This window comes from Algorimicrobium echini (genome assembly GCF_900115185.1).
GTDB lineage: Bacteria > Bacteroidota > Bacteroidia > Flavobacteriales > Flavobacteriaceae > Algorimicrobium > Algorimicrobium echini.
Genome location: NZ_FOVN01000006.1, coordinates 28,996 through 55,572, shown reverse-complemented (window position 1 = coordinate 55,572; position 26,577 = coordinate 28,996). Strand labels below are relative to the sequence as shown.

Below are 26,577 nucleotides of genomic sequence, written 5' to 3'. Positions count from 1 at the left end.
CACATTTCACTTTGAATGACAATATTAGATAAACTATGCAATTTCTTTCAGAAGAATTAGATACCTATGTGACAAACCATTCGGAGGACGAACCCGAATTATTACAACAACTAACACGCGAAACCTACCAAAAAATTTTGCAACCACGTATGTTGAGTGGGCATTACCAAGGTCGTGTGTTGAGTATGATTTCTAAATTAGTCAACCCAAAAAATATTTTGGAAATAGGGACTTATACAGGATATTCCGCTTTGTGTTTAGCAGAAGGCCTTCAAAAAAAAGGCGAACTACATACCATTGACAGCAATGAGGAATTGGTTGATTTTCAACGCAAGTATTTTGATAAATCAGAATTTGGTAACCAAATCCATCAGCATTTAGGAAACGCTTTAGATATTATTCCCAAATTCAATAACAGCTACGATTTGGTTTTTATAGATGCCGATAAGGAAAATTATTCTGCATATTTTAAACTAATTATAGACCGTTTAAATCCTGGAGGTATTATCTTATCAGACAATGTGCTTTGGAGTGGGAAAATACTGAATACAAGCTTTAAAAAGGACGATACAGCTACACCTGCACTCATTGCATACAATAAGCTTTTGAAGGACGATCCGCGTGTAGAAACCGTTTTATTACCCATTCGTGATGGGTTAACCATTAGTAGGAAGCGCTAAATTGCTGTAAATACAACAATCTCTTTATTTAATTTTACCTAACTTGGTTTCTCTTAATTATTTAATATGAAATTAAACTTATTGTCCTGTGAAGCTCAAAGACCAGACAGACGAGCGATAGCCAAATGTATGGTTGAGATTTCAAAAAACATATCTGAATCTCTAGCTAATGAACTCACCGATATTCTATTAGAAGGCAATGCTGTAGATATTGCCGTATCTGATAAAAACTCGGGTTCCGCTTTACGAGCGTTACGAAAATTGGATATTGATTATGAGATTGTTGAGTAAGCTAATATTTCGTAGTAGCCTATCATTTAACAGAATAGTTAAAACTTGACTTTCTTAAAAAAAATAACGAACTTCGTTTACAACTGATATAAAACATTCAAACGATTTCATATCATAACGTTACCTGCAAGCTGAAAAAACATCTCGATGCCAATAGAAAACATACCTGAAATATACATTAAGGACAATCAAAAAAAATCTGACTTGTTCGTGTATGACTTTAAAATGACCAATGATGTTGTTAAAAGTAAGGTCAATTTAGGAATGAATATGTTTAGCTTTTTACAAGTTGGGAAAAAGCAAGTACACTTTGCAGGAACAACAGTTGCAGTTAACAAAGACCAATCTTTATTATTAAAAAAAGGAAATTGGCTTTGGACAGAATTACTAGATACAGAGACTATTTATTATTGTAAACTCTTCTTCTTTTCAGAAAAAAAATTGAAAGAGTTTCTAGAAAAGCACAAAAAAAATAGCAAAATAGTAAAAGAAGAAACACCTTATTTCATAATTAGAAATGACTCATACATTAGTTCATATCTAAATTCATTATCTACAATTAGTGAAGCACCAACAGTTTTTGCTGATAATTTACTTTCAGTCAAATTTGAAGAATTAATGCTTTATCTTTTACAAAAATATGGGAGAAAATTTGAACTATTTCTACATTCTTTAATAATTAAAGAAACTTCACCTTTTAAAAAAATTGTAGAAAGCAAAATACATTCAAATCTAAAACTAGAAGAAATTGCTTTTTTATGTAATATGAGTTTATCTACTTTTAAACGCCATTTTATTAAAGAATATAAAACATCACCCGGAAAATGGCTTAAGGACAAACGACTTCAAAAAGCAAAAGAAACTTTAGAGCTAGGTAATTTAAAACCTTCCGACATCTATTTGGATTTTGGCTATAACAATCTTTCAAACTTTAGTATTGCCTTTAAAAACAAATTCGGAATTAATCCAAGTGAAATAACTTCATAAGTTTCTTATTTTCAACTTTGTTTTCAAAATTGACCTTTTTTCATAAGTTATTGAACTGTTTTAGTAATTCAAAAATACAACTCTCATTGTAGATTTGTATCAGAAATAATAACAGAACTAAAACATAAAATTATGAACATTACATTAGAACAAGCAGAAAAAGCAATTGTAGCAGCAAAACAAAAAGCTACGGCAATTGACACAAAAATGAATATTGCAGTTGTAGATGCTGGAGCAAATTTAGTAGCATTTGGAAGAATGGATGGTGCTTGGTTAGGCTCACTTGACATATCTATCAAAAAAGCAAAAACAGCTCGTTACTTTGATATGAATACTGGAAGTATTGGAGAGTTATCTCAACCAGGAGGTTCTCTATATAATATAGAACATTCAAATAACGGATTAATTACTTTCCCTGGAGGTGTGCCAATTAAAAACGCAAATGGCGAAATTATTGGAGCAATTGGAGTAAGCGGAAGTACGGTTGAGAACGACCATACTGTTGCAGAAGCTGGAGCATCAGCAATTTAATCACAGTTTAATTAATATAAAAGAGGATAATTAAAACAAATTATCCTCTTTTTTTTTATTAACTAATTATGAAAAAATATTTAGCTGAATTCATTGGAACGTTTGCTCTAGTATTTTGTGGTACAGGAGCAATTATTGTAAACGAGCAATCCAATGGAAGTTTAGGATTAATAGGAATCGCCTTAACTTTCGGAATAATAATTAGTGCTATGATTTATGTTTTCGGTAATATTTCTGGAACACATATAAACCCTTCTGTGACTATAGCTTTAGTAATAGGAAAATTAACAACATTAAAAGAAGCATCATTTTATATTTTCGCACAAATTTTGGGAGCAATATTGGCAAGTGTTCTACTTAAAATTATGTTTTCAGAAAACCTAACATTAGGTGCTACAATTCCTTCTGGCGAATTAGTGCAATCATTCATTTTAGAATTTGTACTGACTTTTTTTTTAATGCTTACAATTTTGGGGGTAACATCAAAAAAAGAATTTTCCAATTTAGCAGGACTTATAATTGGAATAGTAGTTACTGGAATTATCCTTTTTGCAGGACCAATTTCTGGTGGCTCATTTAATCCTGCAAGAAGTTTAGCACCTGCAATTGTATCAGGAAACTTTACAGCCCTTTGGATTTATATTACTGCTCCAACATTAGGAGCAATAGTAGCAATGTTTGTTTGGAAAGGAATTAACAAAACGGAATAAAAGCCAGCAGGTAACAACGTATATAAAAAATAGCGGTTTAAGTGCTTAATTTTAAGTGAATTTTATAAATTTAAAGTCAGTTATAAACCGAAAAGTTAGTGCTTAAAATCCGCTACTTTTCATATACAAAACCGTAAACGAAACTGAAAAATTAAAATAAAGAAATACTTATCTAACCAAGTAAAGACCCAATATTCCTTTAGAGCTTCCGTCTTACAGAACCCGTAAAATCCTCCAATTCGTCTTTTACTTTATTCAGTTCGTCTTGAACGTCTTTGGTAACGCTGGTATCAATGCCATTTTTTTCGGCACTTTTAGTGATTTCAGATTTCAGGTCGTTGGACGCATCTTTAAGCATGCGCATACCTTTACCCATTCCGCGTGCTATCTCGGGAATTTTATCGGCACCAAAGACCATAACTACTATAAATAGTATAAACATGATTTCGGTAGTCCCTATAAATAAAAATGTTGCTTGCTGTATCACGATGCAAATATAGTAAGTAGTTTGATACGAATAAAAAAAGCCGACTGTAATTAGTCGGCTTTTAATAAAATATTATAATAATTAATCTTTATTCTTTTCCTTAAACTGATCAAACTGGCTTTGTTTCACTTCTCTTGGCCAAGAATTGTTTGAGGTATCCACATCGGCAGTTTCTAAATTAGGATCGACTGTAATTTTTACAATCTCCTTATCAGATGCAACTGCTTTGCTAACTTCTTTATCATTTAGGCGCCAAATTTGCGCTGGATATTTCTCCATTTTTGTAGTGCCATCAGCATACGTATATTCAACAATAATAGGCATTACCAATCCACCTGGCTTTTCAAACGTTACACTGTAGAAATATTTAGGTTGTTTTATTTTTGCGCGTTCTTCAGGCGTGAAATTATCCATAACGTATTCGTTTAACGTAGGCGAATTTTCTAGCAACGTTCCATTTTTCATATCTTCAGTAAACTCATCACTACCTTCTTCAACCATATAAACTAAAGGCGGTAAATCGCTCATTTTCATACCACGTTGTTTAACCATTTCTTTAATACGTGCGTTAGGTTCAGATGATACGTAATACTTTTTCACCTCTTTAACACCCATATCTACATAGTCTGTTGTGTAAAACCAACCTCTCCAAAACCAGTCTAAATCGAATGCAGATGCATCTTCCATAGTTCTAAAGAAATCTTCTGGTGTTGGGTGCTTAAACATCCAACGGTTAGCATACTCTCTAAATGCATAATCAAATAACTCACGTCCCATAACCGTTTCTCTTAAAATATTTAGAGCAGTTCCTGGTTTGCCATAAGCATTATTTCCAAACTGGTAGGTGTTTAAACCTTTAGTCATAATTGGTGCAATATAATCTTGATCGCCACCCATGTAAGGCACAATGTTAGCAGCTGGCCCACGACTTGAAGGGTATTTAGCATCTCCTTCAGATAAAGCAGCAGGATACCACTCACCAAAATCTTGTTCCGCAACATACTGTACAAAGGTATTTAAACCTTCATCCATCCATGTCCACTGACGCTCATCACTATTTACAATCATTGGGAAATAGTTATGTCCTACTTCATGAATAATAACGCTTATCATACCGTATTTTGTACGATCACTATAATTTCCATCTTTATCTGGACGACCATAGTTAAAGCAAATCATTGGGTACTCCATACCTTGTTGCTTGGCATGGACTGAAATAGCCTTATGGTATGGGTAATCAAAAGTCATACGTGAATACGACTTTAAGGTACTAGCTACCGCGTAGGTTGACCATTGTTCCCATAGCGGGTTTCCTTCTTTAGGGTACATAGATACAGCCATGACATCTTTATCACCAATTTTAACGGCCATCATATCCCAAATATACTTTCTAGACGTTGCAAAGGCAAAATCACGCACATTTTCGGCTGAAAACTTCCATGTTTTTGTTCCTTTAGCACGATTTTTTTCAGCTTGTTCAGCTTCGGCTTGTGTTACAATTAAAACAGGCTTATCATATGATTTTTGTGCTTGCTCGTAACGCTTCATCATGTCTTTTGAAAACACCTCCTTACGGTTTGTTAAAACACCAGTTGCATCCATAATATGATCGGACGGAACGGTTATGTTCACCTCGTAATTACCGAATGGTAACGCAAATTCATCACGTCCCCAAAATTGAGAGTTTTGCCATCCTTCCACATCATTATAAACTGCCATTCTTGGAAAAAACTGTGCAATAATATAGTTTCTATTACCATCTTCTGGGAAATACTCATATCCAGAACGGCCACCCATATTTACATAATCGTTAATGTTGTACCACCACTTAATGGAGAACGAAAATTTATCGCCAGTATTTAGTGTTTTTGGTAACTCTACACGCATCATGGTACGATTAATCATGTGTGGTAAGGCTTTACCGCTAGCATCTGTAACAGCTTCAATTTTAAAACCACCATCAAAACCATCGGTCATATACTCTGAAGCAAAACTACCTGCTTGTTGTGCTGGAGCCACACCACTACCTTCAATTAAAGGCGATTGTGAATCTTTAGCACGCATATTTTGATCTAATTGCACCCACAAATACTTTAAAGGATCTGGAGAATTATTAGTATAGGTAATGGTTTCGAAACCAGAAATCCTAGCGTTATCATCATCCAATGTCAAATCCATTTTATAATCAGCCTGCTGCTGATAATATGCTGGACCAGGCGCACCAGACGCTGTACGAAACATATTTGGTGTTGAAAATTCGTCATACAGTTGTTTAAATTTGTTGTTGTTTGTATGACCAGGTTTACGTTCTGGCTTTTGTTCTTGATCTTGGGCAAATGCACCTATAGATATAAACAAAGCGGATAAGAAGAGATACTTAATTTTTGTCATGGTTGTTATGAATTACGAAAAATTTGAGTTGAAAATTAACACTTTTTTAAGCTTTTAAGATGTTTTATTTAAAGTTTAACAAACCTTTATCATTTTGTTTGATAAGGATAAAACTTTTACTTTCATCATTAATTTCGGTTCGGACAATATTTTTTTGTTCAGGAAAGACATCAAATAAAACTTGATTTTGAATTTCAAAAGATTGAATGGAAGCTACCTGTTCTATTTCAAAATAACAATATACTATATCATTTTCATATTCTTTGCCTAAAAACTTCATGTTTGATTGTTTTCCATTGATGGTAATAATCATTTTTTCGCCAATATATTTTTCTATATATCCGTTTACTTTTTCGGATTCATCTATAGCGGCCAATGTTACCGTTTCATCATATCGCATGCGAATCAGGCGTTCCAAATCATCTACAAAAATCCGTGTAATAATTTGAACCGATTGTTTGTTCTTAACATATTCAACTTGGGTTATGCTTACATAATATTTGTGTGCTGATGTAAATGCCATAAGTGAAACAACAGCCAGAACAAACAGATATTTAATTAATTTCATATGTGTCATTTTAAAATGCTAAAGTAGTTATTTGGTGGTTTCAAAAACTATTCCATGCTATTATTAATTAGTGGTAACATTTTTGTTGCTATAATATACATGTAGTTTTTCTTTAAGGTATTCATATTGATCTACAGTCGTTTTGTTTTTACAGCGCTCTAAAAAATCTGGTTGTTCTGAAGCAAAATAGAGAAACTCCATAACATAGTCTTCATCTAGTGGATAGTCTGCAAAAACGGATGCTGAAACATGAGTTTTTAAATGATATATTAAGGCTTCCTTTTCCTCCAAACGCACATAAGTTTTCATTTCCTTGGTACGTCCACTTATAGCATTAATAACAGGAATCAACCGAATAGAAGCACCCAAACCACCTAATGAGCCTCCGAGTTTTGGGTTTAAATCGCCAGCATCTTTCAAATGTCGTTGTGTCTGTATTAACGGTTTGCCTTGATAACTGGGTATACCCGCTTTTTTAGATGTCATTGGTTCGCCTTCCACATTAGCCACATCAGAATTCATATTTCCAGTTAAGATTTTTCCAACGGTTACCTCATCTAATTTATTAACGTGCTCCAACAAGGTTATTACTACTGCTCCCTTATTATAGGTTTCCCGATCTATAATAAGCATTTGCAATTCATGTTGAAGGGATGAAAAAATTAAGGTATCTTGACGTTTAACCTCAATATTAAACAATCCAGAACTATTAGTAATGGTATTTTTTTTTGATGTTTTATTTATAACATGAACATTCTCGGCGTCTTGAGTTGTAAGCACTTTACCATGAAGGATAATAGTTTGTCCAACAAGCTGATGTGATGTAAAGCTACAGATTAAAAATAGTATGTAAAGGATTTGTTTCATGCCTTTTTTACTTTTTGATGTTTTGCTTATATTGTAGTAACTTTTCAATTAAGAACTGTAAAATATCTATCCCATTTTTATTCTGACAGCGTTCTAAAAAATTAGGATCTTCAGAACAAAAATAAAAATAATCCATACGCAAATGTGGCTCTAGCGAGTAAGTGGCAAATAAATTTTCCTCATGAGCTATCCGTATTTTGTGTAAAAGTTCATCCTTTTCTTCTAAAACAGCTTGTTTTTTAAAACGTTTTAAATTGCCATTTATGGTGTTTACTAACAAGCCTACTAAACTACTCCTAGCATAACTTAAACGTCTTTGTGTTAAAGTAGGCATACTTCCCTGGTAACTGGGAATACCTGCCTTTTTGGAGGTCATGGGTTCACCTTCCACCATTTGTACATCGTGATGTAAATTACCCGAAAGCACTTTACCTACAACCACCTCATCTAACAAATTGACTAACGGTTCTAAAAAAACTTGAAACTTGTTTTCACTCAAAATTTCAGCATCCACAACTAAAGACGTTAATTGGTGTTGGATGGATGAAATGATAATAGTATCGTTTAATTTACTTGGAATTACAAAAGCACCAGAAGCATCTGTTACGGCAAATTTTTTGGAGGTCTTATTAATAACATGAATGTTTTCTACATCTAAATTAGAAACCACTTGACCTTGTAAGTCTATTGTTTGTGAAAACATATTTGACGAGAAAGCTAATAGCGGTAATCCAAACCTAATCGCTTTCATGTAAATTTATGGTATTTAGATTCTTTTTAAAAATCTGTAATTTTTCAATTAAATAATTCAGAATATCAATTGATGATTTATTTTTACAGCGCACCAAAAAGTCAGGTTGTTCCGAAACAAAGTAGAAATATTCCATAATATTTTCTTCTGGTAACGGATTTTCAGTAAATAAGTCGTTAGATAATTCATTCTTAATTGTTTGCATTAAATCATCTTTCTCTTCTAACTTAATCTGTTTTTTTAACTTTTTTGTTCTTCCTGTAATGGCATTAATAATTGGATTTAGTGGTACAATTCCACCTCCTGTTGTGGCTTCATTTAATTTGCGTTCACTTTGTGTTTTTAACGGCCCTTGATAACTTGGTACGCCAGCCTTATTAGATGTCATTGGTTCGCCCTCCACATTAGAAACATCGGACTCCATGTTTCCTGTTAATATTTTACCTACCACTACTTGATCCAACTCATTTAACTGTTCCTCTAAAGTAACCACTAATGTCTTGTTTTTTAGTATTTCTGTATCGACTAAAATTGTAAGTGTTTTATGTTGAATAGACGTAAAAACTAGGGTATCATTTAATGTGGCAGCAATACGGAAATCACCTTCTGAATTAGTAACCGTAAATTTCTGTGCGGTTTTATTTATTACATGAATGTTTTCTACATCAGTTGTACTTTGTACATTTCCTAAAAGCTCTATGGTTTGTGCGTAAGTTTGCTGAAATGCTATAAACAGTAAAAAAATAACAAGTTTAGTTTTGCTCATTGGTCTGTTTTAAAAACAATTTACTTTGGTTTTCAAGAAACTCCATCCGAGTAATTTCATTTTTTTCACCTAGCATGCTGGTTTCAAATCCGTTTGTAATACAAAACGCAAAGAACAATTCTACTTGATTTACAGGAACACCATAGGTTTCATTTATATACTGTGTGGAATAAATATCAGCTAAATCTAAAGGTCTTTTATCACGTAGTAACTGAATGGATTCTTTTTTTAAAGGTTTGTTTAACCATTTATTGATGCCGAAAATATTAGCAAAATTCAACCCATTGTAAAAAACACCAGGATCTGCTGCAATATTTTGAGGTTTTGTAAATTCATCTTCACCATATTCCATATTGCTCAAATCGCCAAAACTCATTAAAATTGCTTTTTGTGTTTCAGCATTATTGATATCCGCTAATAAATCGCCTGTTAATTTTGAAGGCAGCAAAATAACTTCACTTAATGTATTTACAGCTTCAACTAAAAACAACCGTAATTTTTTTGAATCAATAACATCTTGTGTTATCACTACAGTTCTGGCTTCGTATTGTAAAGCTGAAATTTCTAATACATCTTTTATTGCGACTTCCATGGTAAAATCGCCATCAATATTAGCAATAGTCCCTTTGTTAGAAGATATATTAAAAATAGTAACCCCTTCCACATCGCTATTAGCTATAACTTTTCCTTCCACCTCAACACGCGATGTATTTTGAGAAAAAGCAGTTCCCAATGTTATTAAAAAAAGAAATTTGAGTAGTTGATGTTTCATAGTGGCAGGTTTAGTTGTGATAAAGAAACTATTTCAAATCTTAATTAAAATGCAAATAGCCTATAAACTTTTGTTAAAAACAATGTTTACTTAAATTTACAAAAAAAAGGCTTATGAAACAATTACTTATTGCTAGCACATCAACCATACATGGCAGTGGTTATTTAGAGTATTTATTAGACGAATTACGTGTGTTCTTCAAAGACTGCCAAACTATTTTATTTATTCCTTACGCAAGACCAGGCGGCGTTACGCATGACGAGTATACTCAAAAAGCACGGGAAGCCTTTCAGAAAATCAATAAAAGTCTAGTGGGTATTCATGAGTTTGAATCGGCTGCAAGTGCCATTCAACAGGCAGATGGCATCTTTACAGGTGGAGGCAATACATTTGTACTATTAGCACAACTTTATAAAAATAACTGCATAGAAGCATTGCAAGAGGCTATCAATACTGGAACCCCTTATTTAGGCACCAGTGCTGGTAGTAATATTTGTGGCTTAACCATAAACACTACCAATGACATGCCTATTGTATATCCGCCAAGTTTTAGAGCGCTAGCCTTGGTACCTTTTAATATTAATCCGCATTATTTAGATCCCATTCCTAACAATACCCATATGGGAGAAACTCGCGAAACACGAATTAAAGAGTTTCATGCCTATAACACCTTTCCAGTAATAGGGTTGCGAGAAGGTAGTTGGTTAGAGGTAAAAGACAAAACTATTCTACTAAAAGGAACTTTAGATGCCCGAATTTTCGAATATAACAAAGAGCCTTATGAAGTAAAATCAGGCACCACATTACAGCATTTAAATTAAATATGATAAAAAACTTACATATAACAACAGATTCTAATTTCACCATTAAGCCTATTTCAGCTGAAGAAACCTATGCAATTAGGCAACCCATTTTAAGAGCTGGAAAGCCTATTGATGACTGTAAATTTGAAGGTGACACGTTAGAATCCACCTTTCATTTAGGTCTTTTTTTCAATGACACTTTAATTGGAGTTGCTTCCTACATGAAAAACCATCACGCAAATTTTTCAGAAGAATACCAGTATCAATTACGTGGAATGGCTATTTTAAAAGAGTATCAAAAAAAAGGTCTGGGCACACTTTTAATTCAAGCTGGTAAGGAAGAGTTATCAAACAGGAAGGTTGACAGATTATGGTTTAATGCGCGTGAAACGGCAATTCAATTTTATAAAAATCATGGCTATATAATTGAAGGTAAAAGTTTTAATATTGAAGGCGTTGGTATTCATTTCCTGATGACAAATAAATAAAAAAGTGATTGGGTTATTCTGGTAAGTAACTCAATAATCAATAACATAAAACCAAGGAGCAAATCAAAACAACCGAAAAACTTTCAACTAGACAATTATCGTCTATCTTTGTGTTTTTAATTTTTTACCGTTTTACCATGAATAAAAAAGTGATATTAATGATTTTAGATGGCTGGGGAAAATCTCCTGACCCAGAAGTTTCCGCTATAGATCACGCCAACACACCATTTATAGACTCATTATACGCCAAATATCCACACGCTAGTTTACGAACCGATGGTTTACATGTTGGTCTTCCCGAAGGTCAAATGGGAAATAGCGAGGTCGGACACATGAATCTTGGCGCAGGACGTATAGTTTATCAGGATTTGGTAAAAATCAATTTAGCCGTAAAAAATAATACCCTTAAAGACGAACATGCTTTAGTTGATGCTTTTAATTATGCGAAAATTAACAATAAAGCAGTTCATTTTGTAGGTTTGGTGAGTGATGGAGGTGTGCATTCTCATATAAATCACCTATTCGGATTAATTGATGCGGCTCATCAAGCAGGTGTGTCAAACTCATACGTACATGCCTTTACAGATGGACGTGATGTGGATCCAAAATCGGGTTTTGGATTTATCACTTCATTAGAAAATTACATGGTTAATACCCCAACCAAATTAGCAAGTATTACTGGACGCTATTACGCGATGGATCGCGACCAACGTTGGGAACGAATTAAATTGGCATATGATGCTTTGGTACGAGGTATTGGTATTCAATCTGAAAACGCTACTAAATCCATTCAACAAAGTTATGATGCTGAAATTACAGATGAATTCATAAAGCCAATCGTGATGGTTGATGCGCAAAAACAACCCATAGCAACTATAAAAGATGGCAATGTTGTTATCTTTTTTAATTTTAGAACAGACAGAGGGCGTGAGTTAACTGAAGCGCTTTCGCAAGTGGATTTTCATGAACAAAATATGCACAAACTTAATTTATATTTTGTAACCATGACCAATTATGATGAGACCTACACTAATATTCATGTTGTTTACAACAAAGACAATTTAAACAATACCCTAGGAGAAGTTTTAGAAAAACACCACAAAAAACAAATACGTATTGCAGAAACTGAAAAATACCCACATGTTACATTTTTCTTTTCTGGTGGCCGTGAAACACCTTTTGAAGGAGAAACACGTATTTTAAGAAACTCACCAAAAGTTGCAACTTACGACTTAAAACCCGAAATGAGTGCTTATGAATTACGAGACGCCTTAATTCCCGAACTACAAAAAGGCGAGGCCGATTTTGTTTGCCTTAACTTTGCTAATGGAGATATGGTTGGCCATACGGGTGTTATGAGTGCTGCCATAAAAGCCTGTGAAGTTGTTGATTCTTGTGTGAAGGATGTGGTAACTACTGCTCTAGAAAATGGTTATTCCACGTTATTAATTGCCGATCATGGTAATTGCGAAACCATGATCAATCCTGATGGCTCACCCAATACAGCACATACTACAAATCCGGTTCCAATTATTTTAATTGATAACGATTTAAAATCTATTAAAGATGGTGTTTTAGGGGATTTAGCACCAACTATTTTAAAACTCATGGGAATCCCACAACCAGAAGCCATGACACAACAACCTATTATTTAAACTAGATTTTGTATTTTGGGAATTAGAATTAGTATATGAATTTTACTGAAAAACTTATAATAGCTGTCGATTTTGATGGCACCATTGTAGAAGATGCTTACCCTAAAATTGGGAAGCCTAAACTATTTGCTTTCGAAACACTTGTCCGCTTGCAAAAGGAAGGTCATAGATTAATTCTTTGGACTTACAGAAGTGATCTAAGACTTGAAGAAGCCGTAACTTTTTGTAAAGAAAATGGTTTGGAGTTTTATGCTGTAAATAAAAGTTTTCCTGAAGAACAATTTGATTACACAAAAAGCCGAAAAATCCATGCTGACATTTTTATTGACGATAGAAATATAGGAGGTCTTTTAGGTTGGGGCGAAATTTATCAACTACTTGCCAACCCAAAAAACCACCCTAACAAACTTCCTAAAAAGAAAGGTTTCTTTTCGTTTTTAAAAAAATAAACTCCTAGCTTCTAATCAGCTCAAAATAACTTTTATCAATGGATTCCTGATGCTTTGGATGTGCTATATTTACCAGAGCTTTTACGCGTTCTTTTATAGTTTTACCGTACAAATTTGCAATACCATATTCTGTAACCACATAGTGAACATGTGAACGGGTTGTTACCACACCTGCTCCTGGTTTTAAACTAGGCACAATTCTACTAATTCCAGATTTTGTTGTTGATGGCAATGCAATTATAGCCTTTCCTCCTTCGCTTAAAGAAGCACCTCTAATAAAGTCCATTTGTCCACCGACTCCTGAATACATATGTGCTCCTATAGAATCGGCACAAACTTGTCCAGTTACATCCACCTCAACCGCCGAATTAATGGCTACCATCCTTGGGTTTCTTTTAATAATAGACACATCATTGGTATAATTTGATGCGCGCATTTCTACAAATGGATTGTCATCCACATAATCATACAGTCTTTTAGAACCCATTAAAAAGGTTGTTAAGGCACGACCACGATTAATTTCTTTATAGTTTCCGTTAATAACATCGTTTAAAATTAAATCAATAACACCATCTGAAAACATTTCGGTATGCAATCCCAAATCTTTATGATTGGTTAATCGTGTTAAAACGGCATTTGGAATGTTACCAATTCCCATTTGCAATGTACTTCTATCTTCTATTAAACCTGCAACATGATTTCCTATTTTACTTTCTAGTTCAGAAGGCTCTACCATATTGTGTGTTGGTAAAGGCTCATCACACTCTACAAAAACATCAATTTCAGAATGGTGAATAATACCAGCACCATGTGTTCTTGGCATTTGGGCGTTTACCTGTGCTATAACAACATCGGCATTATCAATAGCTGCTAAAGTAGCTTCAACAGAAACACCTAACGAGCAATATCCATGCTTATCTGGTACAGAAACATGAATAAATGCATATTGCAAATCCACAATATTACGTTTAAAAAGTAACGGTAACTCACTTAAAAAAACAGGTGTATAAGATCCATTTCCAGCTTTTAAGGTATGTCTTACATTTTTTCCTATAAAGAACGAATTTACATGAAAACTATTACGATATTCTGGGTTAGCATAAGGAGCGTCTCCTTCGGTGTGTAATTGGCAAATTTCTACATTCCGTAACTCTTCATGCCTAGCCGTTAGCGCACGAAGTAATACTTGAGGAGCTGCTGCTGCTGCTTGAATATATATTTTACTATTCGATTTTACGATTTTCACGGCTTCTTCGGCCGAAACTGATTTATACATAATTTACTATTTTGAATTGCAAAGGTCTTAAAAAAGTACGAACTAAAACCTGTCAAAAGTCATATTCCTAAAGATTACATAGCTTATCTAAATTAAGTATCTTTGCCCATATTTTTGAATTATGATTATAGTAAAAACAAGAGAAGAGATAGAATTAATGCGTGAAAGTGCTTTAATTGTATCAAAAACTTTAGGAATGCTTGCCAAAGAGGTAAAGCCTGGTGTTACCACATTACAATTAGATAAATTAGCTGAAGATTTTATTCGGGAACAAGGTGCCATACCTGGCTTTTTAGGCTTGTATAATTTTCCAAATACGCTTTGTATGAGCCCTAACTCACAAGTCGTACATGGATTCCCAACGAATGAGCCTCTGCAGGAAGGCGATATTATTTCTATTGATTGTGGTGCCATAAAAAACAACTTTTATGGTGATCATGCCTATACTTTTGCTGTTGGTGAAATTGATCCAGAAACTCAAACACTTTTAGAAGTTACCAAGCAGTCTTTATATGAAGGGATTCGCGAGTTTAAAGTAGGAAATCGTGTTGGCGATGTTGGTTATGCTATTCAGAAATACTGTGAAGACAGAGGCTATGGTGTCGTTCGGGAATTAGTAGGCCACGGCATAGGCCGTAAAATGCATGAGGATCCCGAAATGCCAAATTATGGTAAACGCGGTCGTGGTAAGAAGTTTGTGGAAGGCCAAGTAGTTGCTATTGAACCGATGATAAACATGGGAACACACAGAATAAAACAACATAGAGACGGCTGGACCATTACCACTTTAGACAATAAACCATCGGCACATTTTGAGCATGATGTGGCTATTGTTGATGGAAAACCTGAATTGCTTTCTACGTTTGGATATATTTATGAGGCTTTAGGGATTGTGAGTAATGAGGAAGATGAATTTAGACAGAAGGCGTTAGTGCTTTAATAATGAAGCGACTTTTTAAAACAATTCTTAACGTTATTCCTAGACCTTTATTAATTAGGTTAAGCTATCTAGTACGTCCTATTTTAGCTTTTTTCATGAAAGGCAATACCTATACAGACCCAATAGACGGTAAAAGCTTTAAGTCTTTTCTGCCTTATGGTTATGGTACGCAACGAAATAACGTTTTGTCACCTTCTACCCTTTCTTTAGAAAGACATAGGTTATTGTGGCTTTATTTACAAAATGATACCGATTTTTTTACCGCAAAAAAAAGCGTGCTTCACTTTGCACCAGAACAGTGTTTTTTAAAACGCTTCCAAAAACTTAATAACCTCAACTATACTACAACAGATTTAGAGTCGCCAATTGCTGATGTAAAAGCAGATATTTGTAATCTTCCCTTTGAAGATAACAGCTATGATATTATTTTATGCAATCATGTTTTAGAGCATATTCCAGATGATACGAAAGCCATGAAGGAATTATACAGAGTTATGAAACCTGGTGGGTATGGTATATTTCAAATTCCTCAAGATTTAAATAGGGAAACGACGTTTGAAGATGATAGTATAACTGATAAAAAAGAACGTGCTGCCATTTTTGGACAATATGACCATGTTCGTATTTATGGCCGTGATTATTTTGACAAACTCCGAAACATTGGCTTTAAGGTTAAAGAAATGGATTACACCACTAAACTTACCAATGCCGAAATAGAGCGCTATTGCTTGGCAAAAGGTGAAATTATTCCAGTGGTTTATAAATAGAAAAGGGAAGCCATTGTAGTCTTCCCTTCTTCAATAACTGATTAATAACGTCTTTTATTTTTTTATAAATTGTTTAGTATAACTCTTTCCGTTTTGGTCCTCAATTTTGATTAAATACACACCAGTTTTTAAACTTGAAACATCAATTTTATAATTATTTTTATTTAAAACTTCAGCTCCCAGCATGTTATAAATAGTTACTTGTTTTAGTTTGGTATTCATCTTTATGTTTATGGTACTTTCTGTTGGGTTAGGATAAACAACAAACTCATTATTAGTTTCAAAGTATTCTGAACTTAAAGTAGAATCAAATTCATAAGCTCCTGCATCTACCGTTGTATTTATTATTCTATTATTATTTAACAGATCATTTGTTATTGATGACTGGAGTAATGCATTATTGCCAAAATTTATAGCATTAGAACTTGCATTAGCTATTTGAAATTTATATTTATTAGAAGTTTGACCGACTGAAAGTATTGGGTTAGTAGTACTAGAATTTTGTGCGATTCCAGAAGCAAAATTTGGTGCAATACTATGTTGTACATCACGACTAGCAACAGCTTGTGTATTAAATGTACCAAGTGTAACATGCTCATTATTATCACTTGCTCGTTTATTATCCCAAACAATACTATTGTACAATCTTGCAGTACAAGAACCATTAATCCTAGAAGCAGAAATTATAGAAGCATTGTTGTTAGTTGCATTAAAATCATTACTAGAAATAGTACAATTAATAATTTCTCCAATATGTGTGGTGGAAATATCCGATCTAAACCAAATTAAAGTATTCGTTCCATTGCTATAAGCTGGCACATCAGCGACTATATTATCGTAAAACACACTGTTTACAAATGTTGTTTTAGCAGTACCTGATGTTCGTGGATTAGAAGCATAATAAACTGTAGCAAACCTTCCTAAATTATTTCTAAATATACAATTGGTAAAATAGTAATTATAATTACCTGTTTGAGCTGAAGTATGACCAAAATAAACAACACCTGCATTATTTACTCTATTATCTTCAATAAGTAACCGATTGAACGTTATATTCTTTGCTAATTGACCTATTGTAATTGCAGCTCCAAATCTTAAATCATTACTGCTACTACTAGCAGCGTTTCCGCCTTTAATTGTTAAACCGTCTAAAACAACATTATCTCCACTAACCTGGATTATTTGATATGTATTATCTGCGTAAGCTGGTATATTATGTTGTAATACACCATTATCATTACTATTAATATCTCCAGAAAGAATAGTTTCGTTTACATCTGGATTTCGTTGTGATACATCTATTTCTGTACCATTAAATCCGCCATACACAGTTTGGTCACTTGTTACAATAAAGCTATCGGTACGTGATGTTCCTGGCACATAAAATCCTGCTTTGAGCCAAAATGTACTTGAAGGATTATTTGTTAAAGCAGTTTGTAGATTAGTATAAGCATTTGACCAAGATGTCCCATTATTAGCTCCTGTAGCATCAGGAGCCACATATACTTGAGAATTGTTACACGTTGATGAGTAATTTGTCTGTGCATCTTTTAAAGTCCAATTGGTATTAGCATAATTAAAATCATCTACTAATACGCAAGTTAAATTTGGATTATTAGTAGAATTATAAGTCGAAATTAAAGTGTTATTTCCATTTTGCAAATTAAATGTTACGAGACTATTACTGGATACGTTCAATGATGTTAAATTACTGTTTTTTGAAAAATCTGCTGAAGTAATTTGATTATTTGAAACGTCTATAGCTGTTACATTTGTAAATTCCTCAATACCAGTTATATCAGTTACGTTAAGATTAGTAGTCATAACGGAACCTGTGTAAGCTAAAGCTTCAGTATACTCTATTTCACTGCTGCCATTTGTATTAATTAAAGGATTATTTACAAACCATGACTTAAAATTAGAATCCGTAAAATTAACGTAACCAGGATCATTTTGTGTTGCTATTACCTCTTGTAAAGACAACTCTCTTTCAAAAATTCTAATATCATCAATTTTTCCAACAAAAGATTGTGCGTTAGATCCTACAAATAATGATTGGTTTGATGTAGTTATACTAGGATTTTGGGATGTTGGATACAAATTTGTTTGATCTGTACTAATTAAAGTACCATCTTGAAATGCTTCAATTTCCCAACCTTTAAAAGCTCCTGAAGTTATGCGTTTAATTGAAATAACCACATGATGCCAATTACCATCTGATATAACATTAGTTTCTACAGAACCTAATATACCAGCTGTACCGTTAAGAATCGGCATTACGTAACCCTTCACTTTTCCATCTTCCAATTGGATGGTTATACCACCAGATTGCATAAAGAAAGTATTACTTTGGTTATTATTTAATCTTTTAAATATATCTCTATTATTAGAAATGTTTGATGTTGTATTAATCCAAAAGGAATACGCATACTCTTGAGCTATTTGAGGATATGCACCTGTTACAAATAATACATTTGTTACATCAATTGCACTGTTGGTTAAATTGTCCCATCCATCAGTAACAGAATAATTACTTGGTTGACCAGTAGGATTTATTAAATCTCCTATGCCATTTACCTCATCTGCCAAGCTTCCATTATCAAAATTGTATTTTCCAATATAATCTGAAGGAACTTGAGCATGAACAAAACTAAATGTAGTTAGGTAAAAAAAAATTAGTAATCTTGTTTTCATAATAATTTATTTCATTGGTTATGAAAACAAAAATGCCATTAATTACTACTAGAATTAATGGCAAGTTTCTGAAACTGGCATTTCAACTTTTAAAGGCTAAATATTTTGTATAATGGTTAAGAATTCCTCTTTTTTGTCGTTTGAAATGGATACTGATTTATCATTTTCCATAACAATATAACCTCCATCTTTTTTAATGTATTCTTTTATATAGGTTAAATTGATTAAGTATGAACGATGCGGACGGTAAAACGTTTTTATTTTTTGAAGACTTTCTACAAAAAACTTTAATGGTTTACTTACTAAAATGGTACTATTGTTAAAAGTTGAAACATTAGTATACATACCATCAGCCTCGAGCATAATGATGTCATTAAAATCTACGAATTTTATTCCATCTGCATTTGGCAATCCTATTTTTTTAAAGTTAAACTCTTGAATACTGGATTTTAATTCGGCAAGACGTTTATTAATTTGATTGTTGCCAAGAAATGCAATCGCTTTATCTACAGCTTCCTTTACCTGACTTGGTCTTACTGGTTTTAACAGATAATCTATTGCGGATAACTGAAACGCTTGTATAGCATATTCACTATAAGCTGTTGTAAAAATAATTTCGAAATTATGTACTTCTTTTTCTATAAAATTTAGTATTTCTAATCCAGAATGTTCTGGCATTTCTATATCTAAAAAAACGATGCTTGGTGTTTCTTGCCTTATTAAATCTACACCTGATAATAAATTGTCGGCTTGTAAAATGGTACTTATTTTTGGGCAATTTTCCTCTACCAAAATTTGTAGCACTTGCCTTGCTTTTTTTTCGTCATCTATAATTAGTGCCTTCATATTTATCGCTTTATCGTTGGTATTTTCAAAACTACTTTTGTTCCTATTGCTTTATTATTTTCTTTAAGGTCAATTATCTTTACTCCTATTTTCTTTTCTTTACCATAGTTTAATAAGTCTAATCGTTCTGTTGTTGCTTTAAGCGCAAAAGATTTGTGCAGTATTTGTCTTTTTTGATTAATAGCTTTAGATTTTTCTCTTCCAATACCATTGTCTTCCACAACACATTCAATAATGTTTTTTGAAGATTTTGAAATTGAAATAGTCAAATTCCTGTTATCCTTTTTATGAAGTAACCCGTGTTTCAAAGCATTTTCTACATAAGGCTGAATAAGCATTGTTGGAATCTTTGTGCCTTCAGAATTAGCTGTAGAATCTACATTAAAACTGTAGTCTAATGCATCTTCAAAACGTAGCTTTTCTAATTCTAAATACAATTTTAAGTTGTGTACTTCTTCTGGAATAGAAATAAAACCTGTATCGCTAAAATGAAGATAATTACGTATTAAATCGGCAAATTTACCTAAATAATCACTAGCCAAATCTTTTTGATTTAAAACAATATAATCTTGTATAGAATTTAATGCATTAAATATAAAATGCGGATTCATTTGTGCTTTCAAAGCCTTTAATTCTGAATCTTTGTATTGTTTTTCTAATGCTAGTCGTTTTTGGACTTCCTTTAATTCTAATGTTACTATTTCGGCTTTTTTTTGGGCTTTGAATCTGCTGTAATAAAATAGACTTGCTAATATTAGCAAGCTCGCTATGATTAGAGCACTATAAAACAAGTTTCTGTTCTTTATACTTTCTAAACGTGTAATCTCCAATTGTTGCTTTGCAATATTTTTTTCTCGTTCTGTTTTTTCAGTTTTATAAGCGACTTCAAATTCTGCAATTGCCTTTTGCTTATCTAAACTGAATAACGAATCTTGAATTTTTTGCTCCAAATAACTATAGTATATAGACTTTTTATAATCTTGCTTTTTGTTATAAAGTGTAGTTAGCATTTCGTAATTATAACGCAGTGAGCCTAAATTATCTACTTCGTTTAATAAAGAATTGGCTTTTAGCAAATACGCTTCCGCTAGCTTGTATTTTCCCCATTTGGTAGCATTATTCCCTAAATTATTAAAGCTTTTTATAATACCATTTTGATTGTTATTTTTTCTATATAATTCTAAACTTTTTTGGTAATAGTTATTAGCTTCTTTAAAGTTTTCTTTTTTCTCATAAATGTTCCCTATGTTATTGTAAAGATTGGCGAGACTAGTTAGCCGCTTTTCTATTTGTTCTGCTTGTTTAGCGTATTTTAAGGCTTCATCTAGTAAACCTAATTCATTTTTAGTAATGGCTAAATTAATAGATACAGTGCTTAAAACACTTTTGTTATTTTGAGTGAACGGATGACTGTATGCTTCAAAAAAAAACTTATCGGCATTTTTCCAATCTTTAAGGGATACATAAATACCTCCTAAATTAACCTTATTAACTACAATTGCTTGCGGAATTTTATCTTCAAAATTCTGAAAGAATTTAATAGATTTTTTAATGTTTGTAATAGCGGCCGGATAATCCCCTTTAGCCTTTAGAACATTTGCTAAACTACTTTGTATTTTAGCAATATTAAGACTGTCGTTATTTTTTAAAAATATAACACTTGCCTTTTTATAGTAAGCTAATGAAGAATCTAACTGACCTTGTTTTCTATAATTGATACCTAACTCTCTTAATAATTTACCATAATTACTTTTTAAACTATCTTGAGCAAGTTCTTTTAAATGTAGCTTTACAATACTAAAGTGTAAATCTGGATTAGATTTTCTATAAAGATTTATAAGTTTTTGGTACTCTAAAGTACGTAAACTGTCATTTTTTATAACAGAAATTCTAGTTAATACACTATCTGGTAATTTGGATTGAGATTTAGCGCTAAAAGTAATGAGAACTATAAAAAGTAAAGTATAAGATATTTTCATTGATTAGTTTTGTAACCACAAAATAATGAAAATAATTTTTTGAAAATTTAGGATTGTTTCTGAAAAGCAGTTTATAATTTCTAAACAAAACCTTTATTCAGGGAAACCGTTAAAACCTTTAGTTTCTAACTCTCTTTTATCATTTTCAAAAATTAAAAACACTTTTAATTCAGGATGTGTTTTTAGAAATTCTTGAATTTTTTCAATTCCCATAGCTTTAAAAGCCGTTGCATAGGCATCGGCAGTCATACAATTTTGTGCTATTACAGAGATACTTAATAAATTAGTTTTACTAGGATAACCTGTTTTAGTATCAATAATATGGGAATAACGGTTTCCTTCATCATCAATTTTAAACTTTCTATACGTTCCAGAGGTTGCCATCGCTTCGTTGTGCAGACTGATGGCTTTTAAAATGGATTGTTCGCCATCAAAATGTGGCATTTCTACTCCAACCTTCCAATTGCTTTGTTTAACGACATTAGTGCCTCGTGTTCGAATTTCACCTCCAATCTCAACTAAATAATTTTTAATTTGTTTCTGCTCAAGAAACAAACCTATTACATCCACACCATACCCTTTGGCAATGGCATTAAAATCAATAAACGTAGTTGCAGGCTTTAAAATGGTATTATTTTTTATTGAAACTTTATTAAAACCCACGCCTTGCATGAGGCTATCAATTTTCAGACTATCTAAAGCAACTATTTTTCCTTTTGGACCAAAATCCCACGCATTTACAACAGCTCCTATTGTTGGATCGAAAGCACCATTTGTTGCTTTATAAATAGTGTTTGATGTATTAAAAACATTCAAAAAATGATTATCAACCGAAACTGTTTCATTTCGATTTAATCTAGAAATATCAGAATCTGTCATATAGGTAGACATAGATTTATTAATTACCGCAAATAAACTATCAATCTCTTTTTGATAATTAACATCTGAATCATAAATTACAGAATATGATGTTCCAAAAACAGAACCGCTTAATTTAGTATTTGTAGGTGCTTGTTTACAGGAAACAAATAGTATGACAGTTAAAAATAGAATTGATGATGTTTTCATGTTGAAATTTTATTTACTTCCTTTTTTAAAAATGCCACATTCTGTGTTTTGGTAGTCAAATTTTAATTTAAATTGGTTTCAATTACTTGAATGCCATTATATTCAATTAAGTATTCTTCATTTAAATATATGGGTAAATCTTCACCTTCTGGGTTGCCTAAACCAACACCTGCATATAAAACTTTAGCATCGTTTTCCATGGCGTGTTTTTTAAAGCTCTCCATCCATACAATATCGTAATTATTGGGATTATCTGGCAGTAAAACAGCTTTAACAATAACAAAGAAATACTGGCTATTTTTATCTATACACACAAATTGTGGATGGCGTTTAAGCTTACTATTAATAGCAATAAATTCAAAACCACGCTGCTCCAAATCTTTACCAACGTGATTCATAGCTAAATTATGTCGCTCTTGCTCTGTGAGTTCTTTTTTCATAATACAAAATTACTAATTAATAGAAAACTGTATCCAAATTGGGTTATAATACTTGAAAATAATTTAATTTTTGTATCTTAATATGACCTATTAAAAAAAGTAGAGCCATGGAAACTTCCTTCAGATTCGAGCAAGCCGTAAAAAAACTTTATCAAGCATTTCATAACAATACACTCATACCTGAATGCAATAAACAATGTGCTGTTGGCAATATTTTAAACAATACTGACGCGTGGAAACATTTCAGTGATTCCCATGGAAGCCTCCAATTAAATTATATTGGTTTAGTAAATGAGAATTTTGGGAGACGATTTCAAGGCTTTAAACCATCGGAATTATTACAAATTGAAGCTACATTTTTAAAGGCTTGTGGGTTTCAATTACCTTTAAATTATAGAAATAAAAGACCTACCAATCTAGCTGATAAAGACGTGCTTTTTAAAGGCTTATCTGCGGTAGTAGCACTTTTATGCCAATTAGACAATATTCCAAACATAATGGATTGTTCTGTTTTGTTTAGTTTTAAAGTTGAAGACCATTTTGTTAAACCAGTTTAAAAGTAAACACCGATTCAATAAAAAAAAGCCGATTCAATAGAATCGGCTATATCTTTATAATAAAATTTTGAATTAACCTCCAAAATCATCAAAACGAATGTTTTCATCTGGAATACCAAAATCTTCACCCATTTTTTGAACAGCTTGATTCATTAATGGTGGTCCACAAAAGTATAATTCAATATCTTCAGGTGCTTCATGATGATTTAAGTAATTATCAATAACACAGTTATGAATAAAACCTACGAAACCATCTCCTGGTGCATCAATATTTTCTTTTACTTTCCAATTATCCTCTTCCATTGGTTCAGATAATGCTAAATAAAATTTAAAGTTTGGAAAATCTCTTTCTAATTCTCGGAAATGCTCTAAATAGAATAATTCACGTTTCGAACGTCCACCGTACCAATAAGTAACTTTACGACCTGTTTTTAAGGTTTTGAATAAGTGGTACAAATGTGAGCGCATTGGTGCCATACCAGCTCCACCACCAACATACAGCATTTCAGCTTCAGATTCGTTGATAAAAAACTCACCATAAGGTCCAGATATAGTTACTTTATCGCCAGGTTTTTGAGCAAAAATATACGATGATGCCACACCAGGATTCACATCCATCCAACCGTTTTTAGCACGATCAAAAGGTGGTGTTGCAATACGTACGTTTAGCATAATTTCGCGACCTTCTGCAGGATAAGAAGCCATAGAATAAGCACGCTCAACTGTTTCTGTATTTTTCATTACTAAAGGCCATAACGCAAATTTATCCCATTCTGCTTGAAACTTATCTGGTGTTTCATGCTCTTCTGGGTGAGCAGTAATGTCCATGTCTTCAAATTTAATTTGGCAAGGTGGAATTTCTATTTGAATATATCCACCAGCTTTGTAGCCCATATCTTCTGGGATTTCTACAACAAATTCTTTAATAAACGATGCTACATTGTAATTACGAACGACTGTAGCTTCCCATTTTTTAATACCAAAAACCTCTTCAGGAATGGTAATTTCCATATCCTGTTTCACCTTAACTTGGCAAGCTAAACGCGCACCATGCTTTAATTCTTTTCTAGAAAAATGAGGCGTTTCTGTTGGTAATGCTTCGCCACCTCCAGATAATACGTGACATTCACATTGAATACAAGTTCCACCACCACCACAAGCTGATGGTAAAAATATTTTATTACCACCCAATGTTGATAATAACGTACCTCCAGATGAAACTTCAATTTCTTTTTCGCCGTTAATTTTTATGGTAACAGGACCAGACGGTGATAATTTTTGCTTTACAAATAATAGTAATGCGACTAATAACATCGTTACTAGCATAAAAGCTAAAACCGTTGTTATAATTGTTCCTAGTGTGCTTGCTGCTAATATCATATTACTCAATTACTTTTGTATTGTTAGCTAACTCTGTTTCTGTATCATTTAAAGTCTCTACTTGTGCAGATTTTGTCTCTTCTTTTTGGCCTTCGTCATCACCACCTGTTAACATCCCACCGAAACTCATAAAGCCAATAGCCATTAAACCTGTAATAATGAATGTTATTCCTAAACCACGTAAGGCAGGAGGCACATTAGAATATCTAATTTTTTCGCGAATAGCTGCAATAGCTAAAATAGCTAAAAACCATCCAATTCCTGATCCAACACCATAAGTAGTAGCCAAACCTAATGTTGCAATTTCACGCGACTGCATGAATAACGAACCACCTAAAATGGCACAATTTACAGCAATAAGCGGTAAGAAAATACCTAACGAATTATACAGGGATGGTGAAAATTTTTCTACTACTATTTCAACCAACTGAACCATGGTTGCAATAGTTGCAATAAACATGATAAACGAAAGGAAACTTAAATCATAATCAGCATATTCGGCTCCTAACCAAGCTAAAGCCCCTGGTTGTAGCAAGTACTGATCTAACAGCCAGTTTAAAGGGACTGTTATTGCTAATACAAATATTACAGCTGCTCCTAGACCAACTGCGGTAGTTACTTTTTTAGACACGGCTAAATACGAACACATTCCAAGGAACGTGGCAAATACCATGTTATCTATAAAGATTGATTTTAAAAATAATTCTAAATGTTCCATATTATTAGTTTTCAGTCGCAGTAGAAGTAATCAGGAACAAAACCTAAATACCAAACTACTGACTAATTTTTTAATCTTCAATTAATGCTTTGTTTCTACTACGTTGCACCCAAATTATGATACCAACAACAATTAATGCCATTGGCGACAATAACATAAACCCGTTATTTTCATAACCTATGGAATACAATCCTGTTTTTTCAATTGGGTCTCCTAAAACAGGAATACCTAATAAGGTACCAGAACCTAATAACTCTCTAAAGAATCCAACAATGATTAAAATAACACCATAACCTGCTGCATTTCCAATTCCATCAAGGAACGAGCGCCAAGGACTATTTCCTAATGCAAAAGCTTCAAAACGCCCCATAATGATACAGTTAGTAATAATTAAACCAACAAAAACGGAGAGTGTTTTACTTAACTCGTAAGCAAAAGCTTTTAAAACTAAATCTACGATAATCACTAACGTTGCTACAACGATTAACTGAACAATAATTCTAATTTTACTTGGAATAATATTTCGCATAAGTGAGATAACCACATTACCTACACCTAAAACGAATAATACCGAAACAGACATTACGATAGACGCTTCTAATTCTGCTGTAATTGCTAAAGCAGAACAAATACCTAATACTTGAATAGTAATTGGATTGTTATCCGCTAAAGGATCGGTAATTAATTTGGCGTCTTTTTTTGATAAAAGTCCCATA

28 protein-coding genes are annotated in these 26,577 nt (G+C 32.9%); 12 read left to right on the top strand and 16 right to left on the bottom strand.

The genetic code is table 11. The features are described from left to right. The first annotated feature begins 35 nt into the window (after positions 1–35). The 5 genes from BM239_RS12750 to BM239_RS12730 all read left to right on the top strand — a co-directional run bounded on the left by BM239_RS12750 (position 36) and on the right by BM239_RS12730 (position 3,199). Positions 36–680 carry an O-methyltransferase gene (locus BM239_RS12750; protein WP_092209241.1) on the top strand — a complete coding sequence of 215 codons (645 nt, stop codon included), beginning with the start codon at positions 36–38 and terminating at the stop codon, positions 678–680. A gap of 66 nt (positions 681–746) precedes the next feature. Continuing rightward, entirely contained in the window at positions 747–971 is a 225-nt protein-coding gene (locus BM239_RS12745) for a hypothetical protein (RefSeq protein ID WP_092209239.1), read from the top strand. A 147-nt stretch (positions 972–1,118) separates the two neighbouring features. Further along, complete coding sequence (locus tag BM239_RS12740; protein WP_092209237.1) at positions 1,119–1,958, top strand: helix-turn-helix domain-containing protein; 840 nt, start codon at positions 1,119–1,121, stop codon at positions 1,956–1,958. A gap of 132 nt (positions 1,959–2,090) precedes the next feature. Continuing rightward, on the top strand, positions 2,091–2,489 hold the full coding sequence (locus BM239_RS12735) for a GlcG/HbpS family heme-binding protein (RefSeq protein WP_092209235.1): 399 nt from the start codon (positions 2,091–2,093) through the stop codon (positions 2,487–2,489). Positions 2,490–2,557: 68 nt separating this feature from the next. After that, a complete protein-coding gene (locus BM239_RS12730) occupies positions 2,558–3,199 on the top strand; it encodes an MIP/aquaporin family protein (RefSeq protein ID WP_092209233.1) in 642 nt (213 codons plus the stop codon). A 199-nt stretch (positions 3,200–3,398) separates the two neighbouring features. Here the strand turns inward: BM239_RS12730 and BM239_RS12725 are convergent, their stop codons facing one another. The 7 genes from BM239_RS12725 to BM239_RS12695 form a co-directional block, all read right to left on the bottom strand. Continuing rightward, positions 3,399–3,686, bottom strand: coding sequence for a Sec-independent protein translocase subunit TatA/TatB (locus BM239_RS12725; protein WP_092209231.1), 288 nt, complete (start codon positions 3,684–3,686; stop codon positions 3,399–3,401). Between the two features lie 81 nt (positions 3,687–3,767). Continuing rightward, positions 3,768–6,077: a M1 family metallopeptidase gene (locus tag BM239_RS12720; RefSeq protein WP_092209229.1), complete on the bottom strand. Its 2,310-nt coding sequence runs from the start codon at positions 6,075–6,077 to the stop codon at positions 3,768–3,770. A 64-nt stretch (positions 6,078–6,141) separates the two neighbouring features. Continuing rightward, complete coding sequence (locus tag BM239_RS12715) at positions 6,142–6,645, bottom strand: DUF6702 family protein (RefSeq protein ID WP_177209041.1); 504 nt, start codon at positions 6,643–6,645, stop codon at positions 6,142–6,144. Positions 6,646–6,708: 63 nt separating this feature from the next. Beyond that, positions 6,709–7,512: a peptidase associated/transthyretin-like domain-containing protein gene (locus BM239_RS12710; RefSeq protein ID WP_245758239.1), complete on the bottom strand. Its 804-nt coding sequence runs from the start codon at positions 7,510–7,512 to the stop codon at positions 6,709–6,711. Positions 7,513–7,519: 7 nt separating this feature from the next. Next, positions 7,520–8,263 (bottom strand): peptidase associated/transthyretin-like domain-containing protein, encoded by a 744-nt coding sequence (locus tag BM239_RS12705; protein ID WP_092209227.1) that lies wholly within the window; start codon positions 8,261–8,263, stop codon positions 7,520–7,522. Beyond that, the gene (locus BM239_RS12700; RefSeq protein ID WP_092209225.1) at positions 8,250–9,029 is read right to left on the bottom strand and encodes a peptidase associated/transthyretin-like domain-containing protein; all 780 of its coding nucleotides are present in this window, start codon (positions 9,027–9,029) and stop codon (positions 8,250–8,252) included. The genes BM239_RS12705 and BM239_RS12700 overlap by 14 nt, the downstream gene beginning before the upstream one ends. Further along, positions 9,016–9,801 carry a hypothetical protein gene (locus BM239_RS12695; protein WP_092209223.1) on the bottom strand — a complete coding sequence of 262 codons (786 nt, stop codon included), beginning with the start codon at positions 9,799–9,801 and terminating at the stop codon, positions 9,016–9,018. The genes BM239_RS12700 and BM239_RS12695 overlap by 14 nt, the downstream gene beginning before the upstream one ends. Positions 9,802–9,914: 113 nt before the next feature. On the opposite strand from BM239_RS12695, the gene pepE reads away from it, so the two are divergent. The 4 genes from pepE to BM239_RS12675 all read left to right on the top strand — a co-directional run bounded on the left by pepE (position 9,915) and on the right by BM239_RS12675 (position 13,196). Then, a complete protein-coding gene (pepE, locus tag BM239_RS12690; RefSeq protein WP_092209221.1) occupies positions 9,915–10,622 on the top strand; it encodes a dipeptidase PepE in 708 nt (235 codons plus the stop codon). Positions 10,623–10,624: 2 nt separating this feature from the next. Further along, complete coding sequence (locus tag BM239_RS12685) at positions 10,625–11,092, top strand: GNAT family N-acetyltransferase (RefSeq protein WP_092209219.1); 468 nt, start codon at positions 10,625–10,627, stop codon at positions 11,090–11,092. A gap of 137 nt (positions 11,093–11,229) precedes the next feature. Next, the gene (gene gpmI, locus BM239_RS12680; protein WP_092209217.1) at positions 11,230–12,747 is read left to right on the top strand and encodes a 2,3-bisphosphoglycerate-independent phosphoglycerate mutase; all 1,518 of its coding nucleotides are present in this window, start codon (positions 11,230–11,232) and stop codon (positions 12,745–12,747) included. Positions 12,748–12,782: 35 nt separating this feature from the next. Further along, the gene (locus BM239_RS12675) at positions 12,783–13,196 is read left to right on the top strand and encodes a BT0820 family HAD-type phosphatase (RefSeq protein ID WP_092209215.1); all 414 of its coding nucleotides are present in this window, start codon (positions 12,783–12,785) and stop codon (positions 13,194–13,196) included. Between the two features lie 4 nt (positions 13,197–13,200). On the opposite strand, the gene BM239_RS12670 is transcribed toward BM239_RS12675, so the two are convergent. Further along, a complete protein-coding gene (locus BM239_RS12670) occupies positions 13,201–14,472 on the bottom strand; it encodes an acetyl-CoA hydrolase/transferase family protein (RefSeq protein ID WP_092209213.1) in 1,272 nt (423 codons plus the stop codon). A 121-nt stretch (positions 14,473–14,593) separates the two neighbouring features. Between BM239_RS12670 and map the strand changes: the two genes are divergently transcribed. Further along, positions 14,594–15,412 carry a type I methionyl aminopeptidase gene (gene map / locus BM239_RS12665; RefSeq protein ID WP_092209211.1) on the top strand — a complete coding sequence of 273 codons (819 nt, stop codon included), beginning with the start codon at positions 14,594–14,596 and terminating at the stop codon, positions 15,410–15,412. Between the two features lie 2 nt (positions 15,413–15,414). Further along, positions 15,415–16,179, top strand: coding sequence for a class I SAM-dependent methyltransferase (locus BM239_RS12660; RefSeq protein WP_092209209.1), 765 nt, complete (start codon positions 15,415–15,417; stop codon positions 16,177–16,179). Between the two features lie 54 nt (positions 16,180–16,233). Here BM239_RS12660 and BM239_RS12655 read toward each other — a convergent pair whose 3' ends face one another. The 5 genes from BM239_RS12655 to BM239_RS12635 form a co-directional block, all read right to left on the bottom strand. Continuing rightward, positions 16,234–18,873 carry a T9SS type A sorting domain-containing protein gene (locus BM239_RS12655; RefSeq protein ID WP_092209207.1) on the bottom strand — a complete coding sequence of 880 codons (2,640 nt, stop codon included), beginning with the start codon at positions 18,871–18,873 and terminating at the stop codon, positions 16,234–16,236. A 96-nt stretch (positions 18,874–18,969) separates the two neighbouring features. Beyond that, positions 18,970–19,719 carry a LytR/AlgR family response regulator transcription factor gene (locus BM239_RS12650; protein ID WP_092209204.1) on the bottom strand — a complete coding sequence of 250 codons (750 nt, stop codon included), beginning with the start codon at positions 19,717–19,719 and terminating at the stop codon, positions 18,970–18,972. 2 nt (positions 19,720–19,721) lie between these two features. Continuing rightward, positions 19,722–21,698: a tetratricopeptide repeat-containing sensor histidine kinase gene (locus BM239_RS12645; RefSeq protein WP_092209202.1), complete on the bottom strand. Its 1,977-nt coding sequence runs from the start codon at positions 21,696–21,698 to the stop codon at positions 19,722–19,724. A 93-nt stretch (positions 21,699–21,791) separates the two neighbouring features. After that, a complete protein-coding gene (locus BM239_RS12640; RefSeq protein ID WP_092209200.1) occupies positions 21,792–22,766 on the bottom strand; it encodes an FAD:protein FMN transferase in 975 nt (324 codons plus the stop codon). A 62-nt stretch (positions 22,767–22,828) separates the two neighbouring features. Further along, a complete protein-coding gene (locus tag BM239_RS12635) occupies positions 22,829–23,206 on the bottom strand; it encodes a Na(+)-translocating NADH-quinone reductase subunit F (RefSeq protein WP_092209198.1) in 378 nt (125 codons plus the stop codon). A gap of 107 nt (positions 23,207–23,313) precedes the next feature. On the opposite strand from BM239_RS12635, the gene BM239_RS12630 reads away from it, so the two are divergent. After that, positions 23,314–23,763 carry a Na(+)-translocating NADH-quinone reductase subunit F gene (locus BM239_RS12630; protein WP_092209196.1) on the top strand — a complete coding sequence of 150 codons (450 nt, stop codon included), beginning with the start codon at positions 23,314–23,316 and terminating at the stop codon, positions 23,761–23,763. Between the two features lie 72 nt (positions 23,764–23,835). Here BM239_RS12630 and nqrF read toward each other — a convergent pair whose 3' ends face one another. From nqrF to BM239_RS12615, 3 genes are all read right to left on the bottom strand, one after another. Then, positions 23,836–25,143 carry an NADH:ubiquinone reductase (Na(+)-transporting) subunit F gene (gene nqrF / locus BM239_RS12625; protein WP_092209194.1) on the bottom strand — a complete coding sequence of 436 codons (1,308 nt, stop codon included), beginning with the start codon at positions 25,141–25,143 and terminating at the stop codon, positions 23,836–23,838. 1 nt (position 25,144) lies between these two features. Beyond that, positions 25,145–25,861: an NADH:ubiquinone reductase (Na(+)-transporting) subunit E gene (nqrE, locus tag BM239_RS12620; protein WP_092209192.1), complete on the bottom strand. Its 717-nt coding sequence runs from the start codon at positions 25,859–25,861 to the stop codon at positions 25,145–25,147. A gap of 70 nt (positions 25,862–25,931) precedes the next feature. Beyond that, positions 25,932–26,576: an NADH:ubiquinone reductase (Na(+)-transporting) subunit D gene (locus tag BM239_RS12615; protein ID WP_092209190.1), complete on the bottom strand. Its 645-nt coding sequence runs from the start codon at positions 26,574–26,576 to the stop codon at positions 25,932–25,934. Between the last annotated feature and the right edge of the window lies 1 nt (position 26,577).

Coding starts and splice junctions, on each gene's coding strand:
- BM239_RS12750 (WP_092209241.1), top strand. CDS start 36: ATGCAATTTCTTTCAGAAGAATTAGATACCTATGTGACAAACCATTCG.
- BM239_RS12745 (WP_092209239.1), top strand. CDS start 747: ATGAAATTAAACTTATTGTCCTGTGAAGCTCAAAGACCAGACAGACGA.
- BM239_RS12740 (WP_092209237.1), top strand. CDS start 1,119: ATGCCAATAGAAAACATACCTGAAATATACATTAAGGACAATCAAAAA.
- BM239_RS12735 (WP_092209235.1), top strand. CDS start 2,091: ATGAACATTACATTAGAACAAGCAGAAAAAGCAATTGTAGCAGCAAAA.
- BM239_RS12730 (WP_092209233.1), top strand. CDS start 2,558: ATGAAAAAATATTTAGCTGAATTCATTGGAACGTTTGCTCTAGTATTT.
- BM239_RS12720 (WP_092209229.1), bottom strand. CDS start 6,077: ATGACAAAAATTAAGTATCTCTTCTTATCCGCTTTGTTTATATCTATA.
- BM239_RS12715 (WP_177209041.1), bottom strand. CDS start 6,645: ATGAAATTAATTAAATATCTGTTTGTTCTGGCTGTTGTTTCACTTATG.
- BM239_RS12710 (WP_245758239.1), bottom strand. CDS start 7,512: ATGAAACAAATCCTTTACATACTATTTTTAATCTGTAGCTTTACATCA.
- BM239_RS12705 (WP_092209227.1), bottom strand. CDS start 8,263: ATGAAAGCGATTAGGTTTGGATTACCGCTATTAGCTTTCTCGTCAAAT.
- BM239_RS12700 (WP_092209225.1), bottom strand. CDS start 9,029: ATGAGCAAAACTAAACTTGTTATTTTTTTACTGTTTATAGCATTTCAG.
- BM239_RS12695 (WP_092209223.1), bottom strand. CDS start 9,801: ATGAAACATCAACTACTCAAATTTCTTTTTTTAATAACATTGGGAACT.
- pepE (WP_092209221.1), top strand. CDS start 9,915: ATGAAACAATTACTTATTGCTAGCACATCAACCATACATGGCAGTGGT.
- BM239_RS12685 (WP_092209219.1), top strand. CDS start 10,625: ATGATAAAAAACTTACATATAACAACAGATTCTAATTTCACCATTAAG.
- gpmI (WP_092209217.1), top strand. CDS start 11,230: ATGAATAAAAAAGTGATATTAATGATTTTAGATGGCTGGGGAAAATCT.
- BM239_RS12675 (WP_092209215.1), top strand. CDS start 12,783: ATGAATTTTACTGAAAAACTTATAATAGCTGTCGATTTTGATGGCACC.
- BM239_RS12670 (WP_092209213.1), bottom strand. CDS start 14,472: ATGTATAAATCAGTTTCGGCCGAAGAAGCCGTGAAAATCGTAAAATCG.
- map (WP_092209211.1), top strand. CDS start 14,594: ATGATTATAGTAAAAACAAGAGAAGAGATAGAATTAATGCGTGAAAGT.
- BM239_RS12660 (WP_092209209.1), top strand. CDS start 15,415: ATGAAGCGACTTTTTAAAACAATTCTTAACGTTATTCCTAGACCTTTA.
- BM239_RS12655 (WP_092209207.1), bottom strand. CDS start 18,873: ATGAAAACAAGATTACTAATTTTTTTTTACCTAACTACATTTAGTTTT.
- BM239_RS12650 (WP_092209204.1), bottom strand. CDS start 19,719: ATGAAGGCACTAATTATAGATGACGAAAAAAAAGCAAGGCAAGTGCTA.
- BM239_RS12645 (WP_092209202.1), bottom strand. CDS start 21,698: ATGAAAATATCTTATACTTTACTTTTTATAGTTCTCATTACTTTTAGC.
- BM239_RS12640 (WP_092209200.1), bottom strand. CDS start 22,766: ATGAAAACATCATCAATTCTATTTTTAACTGTCATACTATTTGTTTCC.
- BM239_RS12635 (WP_092209198.1), bottom strand. CDS start 23,206: ATGAAAAAAGAACTCACAGAGCAAGAGCGACATAATTTAGCTATGAAT.
- BM239_RS12630 (WP_092209196.1), top strand. CDS start 23,314: ATGGAAACTTCCTTCAGATTCGAGCAAGCCGTAAAAAAACTTTATCAA.
- nqrF (WP_092209194.1), bottom strand. CDS start 25,143: ATGATATTAGCAGCAAGCACACTAGGAACAATTATAACAACGGTTTTA.
- nqrE (WP_092209192.1), bottom strand. CDS start 25,861: ATGGAACATTTAGAATTATTTTTAAAATCAATCTTTATAGATAACATG.
- BM239_RS12615 (WP_092209190.1), bottom strand. CDS start 26,576: ATGGGACTTTTATCAAAAAAAGACGCCAAATTAATTACCGATCCTTTA.